The organism is Chitinophaga sp., from assembly GCF_036569125.1.
Lineage (GTDB): Bacteria > Bacteroidota > Bacteroidia > Chitinophagales > Chitinophagaceae > Chitinophaga.
In genome coordinates this window covers 1-5089 of the sequence record NZ_DATCRF010000166.1, presented here as the reverse complement: position 1 = coordinate 5089, position 5089 = coordinate 1, and the positions used below count along the sequence as shown (strand labels likewise).

The following is a 5089-nucleotide window of genomic DNA, read 5'->3' as shown; positions in this document are numbered from 1 at the left end:
TTTGTGCAGACCAGTAAGGGGCCAGCATTTCAAAGGTCTTGCGGCCGAAGAGGATGGCATCGCTGCCCAGGATACCGTCACGGATATACGTTTGGCGGCTTTCACTGTCATAAGGGTTAAACCACTGCCCCATTGTTTCTGCGTCAAAAATACCGTCTAAAGACATCCAGGTTGATACTACTAATTTTCTCATATGTTTCGTTGTTTTATGCATACAAAGTAACAGCACCCTGCTTCCCTGGGATAGAACAAACCCGACATTTTTGGAAAGGGGGCTTTTTAGCCGGCAAAATCGCTGGCGCCTTTTAAATATTCGAGGGGAGTATAATTGGTGAATTCTTTAAATGCGCGGATCAGGTGGCTCTGGTCTGCATAGCCATTTGCATAGGCAATATCCGCCATGCCGGCGAACTGGCCCCGGCTCAATTGCTGCAGTGCTGAATGGAACTGGCAAATGCGGCTGAAGGTTTTGGGGGAAACACCTATATGCAGCTCAAACATGCGCTGCAAGGTACGTTCTGTTACATACAGCTCCTTCTGTACATTTGTGAGGGATACCAGCCCTTTGCTCTGCCGGATCACCTGCGTGGCAAAGGAAATGGAGTTATTTACATCGGGGTTGTTCATACCGCTAAGCTTTAACACATAACTATCCATGAGCTGCAAACGCTGTTTTAAAGTAACGGCGTTCAGCAGCTGTTCTTTGAGGCGCATGCCCCTGGCGGGTTCTGAAAGGCTCAGGTCAATACCCAGGTCTGTGAGCTCCCGGGCATGCCATCCGAATAAGGGCTTTAATACAAAGGGGTACAGGAAATAGGCGATCATGGTCACCTGACCGGCTATATGTAATTCAATGGGCTTAATGTTTTGTCCGTACAGCACCAGGTTATCTGGTTGCATAGGGCCGCCCGTAAGCTGGAAGGTGATGCTGGGATAGCCTCTGGCAATGAGCGGCAGCACGGTTTCACGCCGCACATGATCATGTTCAATGACCACGATATCACTTACATAACGGGCAATGGAAGGAGGAGGAAGCAGGGTTTGTATATTCATCCCCGGTTACATTTATAAATTTTCGCTAATTTAAACATATCAGCCGAAAAAAGAGAACGAATGAACACTGATCCTTACGCAATTTTACAAACACACCTGCAATCCAGGGCGCCTTTAACCACGGAGGAATGCGACATGATAATTTCCAGGTTCCGGTTAAAAAAGGTGAAAAGGAAACAGTTCATTATTCAGCCGGAGTATGTGGCCAAACACCGTAACTATGTGGTGCAGGGCGCCCTGCGGGCTTATGTAACAGATGAAAATGGCATAGATAATACCATACAGTTTGCAGTGGAGGACTGGTGGATCACAGACTACAACAGCTATATATACCAGCAGCCGGCCACCATGTTTGTAACGGCTATTGAAGACAGCCTTATTTTACAGCTGGATTTTGAAAGTGAAAAAATGCTCAAGGCAGCGAACCATAAATTTGAAACCATTTTCAGGATCATGGCTGAGCGCACGGCTGCTTTCCAGCAGCGCAGGATCATCTCCGCCCTTACCCGTACCGCCAAAGAACGTTACCAGGATTTTGCAGACCGGTACCCTCTGGTGCTAAACCGGCTGCCACAGTACGCCCTGGCCTCTTACCTGGGTATGAGCACCGAGTTCCTTTCCAAAATACGCAACAATAAAGTGTAGGAAAAAATTGAAGTAGTTCAAGCAATTTGCATTAACTGGTTCATTTTCCGGATGGCTGATGAGCGGCAACTTTGTGTTATCAAAAATGCAAAGTATATGTCAGCAAAACTTAAGAACAAAGTAGCCATTGTAACCGGCGGCAGCAGTGGTATTGGATTAGCAACCGCAAAATTATTTGCCGCAGAAGGTGCAAAGGTGGCCATTACCGGCCGTAACCAGGCCAACCTTAATAAAGCAATAGCAGCTATTGGTCCCGATGCCATAGGCATCCAGGGCGATGTGGCCAACCTGGCAGACCTGGACCGCTTATATAAGACCGTGCACGAAAAATGGGGTAAGGCCGATGTGCTGGTGGCCAATGCTGCGGTATATGTATTGGCGCCCTTAGCCAACTTCACGGAAACAATGTTTGATACCGTAAGTGACATTAATTTCAAAGGCACCTTTTTTACCGTGCAAAAAGCATTACCCTTCCTGAATGATGGTGCTGCTGTCATACTGATCTCCTCTACCGTAAATGAAAAGGGCGTACCTAACCATGCGGCTTACGCTGCATCCAAAGCAGCCGTACGTTCCCTGGCGCGCAGCTTTTCCGCGGAGCTGCTGGACCGGAAGATCCGTGTGAACGCGCTAACGCCCGGTCCTGTAGATACGCCTGTTTTTGAATCGGTGAGCGGCAGCAAAGAAGAAGCCCGGGCAATGGCCGATGGCATGGCCGCCTTTACTCCTGCCAAACGAATAGCTGCTCCTGCTGAAATAGCTGCAGCGGCTTTGTACCTGGCTTCAGATGAATCTGCGTACATGATCGGTGCAGAACTATTGGTGGACGGCGGTTTACGTTCACTATAAAAAGAGGGCTGATTGCTGTGTTTTTCAATATAGCAGTCAGCCCCTTACCCCCTGATTCCTGCCGGCAAGCGTACCCCCTCAGCCACCTGAACTGTAGAATAACTTACTCAGTTTAAATGCCTTCCCAGGCTCTAACCCTGTAAATGCCGGCCTTTACAGGAATGGTATATGAATTGCCCCTTAGCATTTATACATCTACCTAACACCTGTTCATTTGAATAAAAAAACCACCAGGGGATCACGCATTAAAAAGTTCCTGAGAATATTAGGACCGGGATTGATCACCGGCGCCAGTGATGATGATCCCTCCGGCATTATTACCTACACACAGGCCGGTGCAGGTTTTAAGTTCACTACCCTGTGGACGGCCCTGATCACTTTTCCATTAATGGCTGCTATACAGGGTATGTGCGCCCGCATTGGCATGGTAACAAAGGAAGGGCTCTCCGGCATTCTCCGTAAACATTATCCCCGGGTTATATTATTTGCAATGATGCTCTTCAGCTTCCCGGCTATTCTTTTAAACATCGGTGCTGATATACAGGGCATGGGCGCTGTGGCCAACCTGCTGCTGCCGCGCGTTCCGGCATGGGCGTTCAGCATCATCTTTACAGGCATCCTGCTGTTCGTGATCATTAAATACCCTTATGGTAAAATTACGCGCATCCTCAAATGGCTGTGCATTACCCTGTTCCTGTACATGATAGTTCCTTTTATGGTGCATGCCGACTGGAAAGATATTGGCAAGCATACCCTTATTCCAACCTTTCATGCAGATAAAGAATACCTGCTTATCCTGGTAGCCATACTGGGTACTACTATTTCGCCTTACCTATTTTTCTGGCAGGCTACTATGGAAGCGGAGGATATGAAACACGAAAAAAAGGTGATGGTGAATAAACGCATCCTCAGCGATATGACAACAGATGTGAACACCGGTATGTTGTTCTCCAACCTGGTGATGTTCTTCATGATCGTTACTACCGGCGCGGTGTTGTATAAAGCAGGCGTGCGGAATATTACTTCCATTGACCAGGCGGCGAAAGCGCTGGAACCACTCACCGGTAAGCTTACCTACATACTTTTTAGCATTGGCGTGCTGGGCACGGGCTTCCTGGCTATCCCGGTATTGGCGGGCTCTATGTCGTATGTACTGGCAGAAGCTTTTAACTGGCAGCAGGGGCTTGACAAAAAATTCCAGCGGGCCAAAGGTTTTTATATTTCCATTATTGTTGCGCTGCTGGTGGGTTTGCTGCTGGAGTTTTCGGGCATCAGCCCGGTGCATGCCTTGCTGTACACGGCAGTGTTGTATGGGTTAACGGCGCCGGTGATGATCGCTATCATCATCCATATCTGCAACAACAAAAAGATCATGGGTAAACATACCAATACCACGTTGTCGAATGTGCTGGGAGTATTAACTTTTATACTGATGCTGGTGAGCGCCGTGGCGCTGGTGTATTACCAGTTTAAATAAGTGTGCTTAATCCACCAAACCATCTTCCCTTAATTTTTCAAAAGCTATTAATACGCCCGGCACCTGCTGCGGCTCTTTTTTATAATCAGCCAGGCTGAAATATTTAACTGCACCGATCTCTGAAGAGGGTACCGGTGTTTGTGTAAGCTGATGTATGAAACAATCCTGCTGCATTTGCAGCGCATTTTCTCCAAAAGCAGGTGCGGAAATATGATGATACCACTGCAGCTCATCCAGGGGGATGTGGATGTTCAGCTCTTCTGCTACTTCCCGTTGCAGCCCGTTCACGGCGGTTTCACCGGCATCTACCTTACCGCCGGGCAGGTACCAGGCCTGTTTGTTGTTACTGAAAGCCAGCAGCAATTGCCTGTCTTTTACTACGATCAATCCCGCGCAATGCAATTCCTTTTTCATGAGTGCAATTTTATAACTTAAAGCCGGATCCTGCAAGCCGGGAGATACATGAAAATATTGTCTATATTGCAATGCTTTAATTTTAACCCATGAAACTCAAACATTTTATTATTCTCCTGTTTATCAGCTTCCTGTTATACTTCACGGCTGCGGTTTTCAAGATCCAGCATTGGCCAGGTGCAAGTAACCTGCTGATGGCTGCCTGGATCTCCAACATCCTGGCTATTGTGGGTATACTTTATAAGTTAATTACCCATCCGAAATTAAAGAATTTCCTGAACTGGTAAATAGTATGATCCGCTAGGGCGGCCCGTTTAAGCTCCTTGCTTATCACTCCATCTACCAAACCATCTTATTCCATAGATCAATAGCCTAATTAAAAGCATCAAAAAATGAAAAAAATTATTTTAAGCATTCTCACGGTATGTACGGTACAGGTTACATTAGCCCAAAGCCTCAACAAAATGTTATGGTTCAATGAACCGGAAAAATGGGAGGTCAAAAACAATAGCCTGAGCATGACGGTAACGCCGCAAAGCGATTACTGGCGCATATCCCATTATGGATTTACGGTAGATGATGCTCCGTTCTATTATGCCACTTACGGAGGGGAGTTTGAAGCAAAAGTGAAATTAACCGGCGCTTATAAAG

7 protein-coding genes and 1 pseudogene are annotated in these 5089 nt (G+C 47.0%); 5 read left to right on the top strand and 3 right to left on the bottom strand.

Annotated features, from left to right (window positions below):
* Window positions 1-193, bottom strand: a pseudogene (locus VIM87_RS06060) (hypothetical protein); the annotation flags it as partial.
* An 86-nt stretch (window positions 194-279) separates the two neighbouring features.
* Window positions 280-1053 carry a helix-turn-helix domain-containing protein gene (locus VIM87_RS06055; protein WP_331996111.1) on the bottom strand — a complete coding sequence of 258 codons (774 nt, stop codon included), beginning with the start codon at window positions 1051-1053 and terminating at the stop codon, window positions 280-282.
* A gap of 60 nt (window positions 1054-1113) precedes the next feature.
* On the opposite strand from VIM87_RS06055, the gene VIM87_RS06050 reads away from it, so the two are divergent.
* The 3 genes from VIM87_RS06050 to VIM87_RS06040 all read left to right on the top strand — a co-directional run bounded on the left by VIM87_RS06050 (window position 1114) and on the right by VIM87_RS06040 (window position 4024).
* Window positions 1114-1698, top strand: coding sequence for a Crp/Fnr family transcriptional regulator (locus VIM87_RS06050; protein WP_331996110.1), 585 nt, complete (start codon window positions 1114-1116; stop codon window positions 1696-1698).
* A 96-nt stretch (window positions 1699-1794) separates the two neighbouring features.
* Entirely contained in the window at window positions 1795-2547 is a 753-nt protein-coding gene (locus VIM87_RS06045; RefSeq protein ID WP_331996109.1) for an SDR family oxidoreductase, read from the top strand.
* Window positions 2548-2761: 214 nt separating this feature from the next.
* Complete coding sequence (locus VIM87_RS06040) at window positions 2762-4024, top strand: divalent metal cation transporter (protein WP_331996108.1); 1263 nt, start codon at window positions 2762-2764, stop codon at window positions 4022-4024.
* A gap of 6 nt (window positions 4025-4030) precedes the next feature.
* Here the strand turns inward: VIM87_RS06040 and VIM87_RS06035 are convergent, their stop codons facing one another.
* A complete protein-coding gene (locus tag VIM87_RS06035) occupies window positions 4031-4438 on the bottom strand; it encodes an NUDIX domain-containing protein (protein ID WP_331996107.1) in 408 nt (135 codons plus the stop codon).
* 89 nt (window positions 4439-4527) lie between these two features.
* On the opposite strand from VIM87_RS06035, the gene VIM87_RS06030 reads away from it, so the two are divergent.
* Together VIM87_RS06030 and VIM87_RS06025 are read left to right on the top strand one after the other, a co-directional pair.
* Window positions 4528-4725: a hypothetical protein gene (locus VIM87_RS06030; protein ID WP_331996106.1), complete on the top strand. Its 198-nt coding sequence runs from the start codon at window positions 4528-4530 to the stop codon at window positions 4723-4725.
* 105 nt (window positions 4726-4830) lie between these two features.
* On the top strand, window positions 4831-5089 hold a 259-nt coding region (locus VIM87_RS06025), incomplete at its 3' end, for a DUF1349 domain-containing protein (RefSeq protein WP_331996105.1).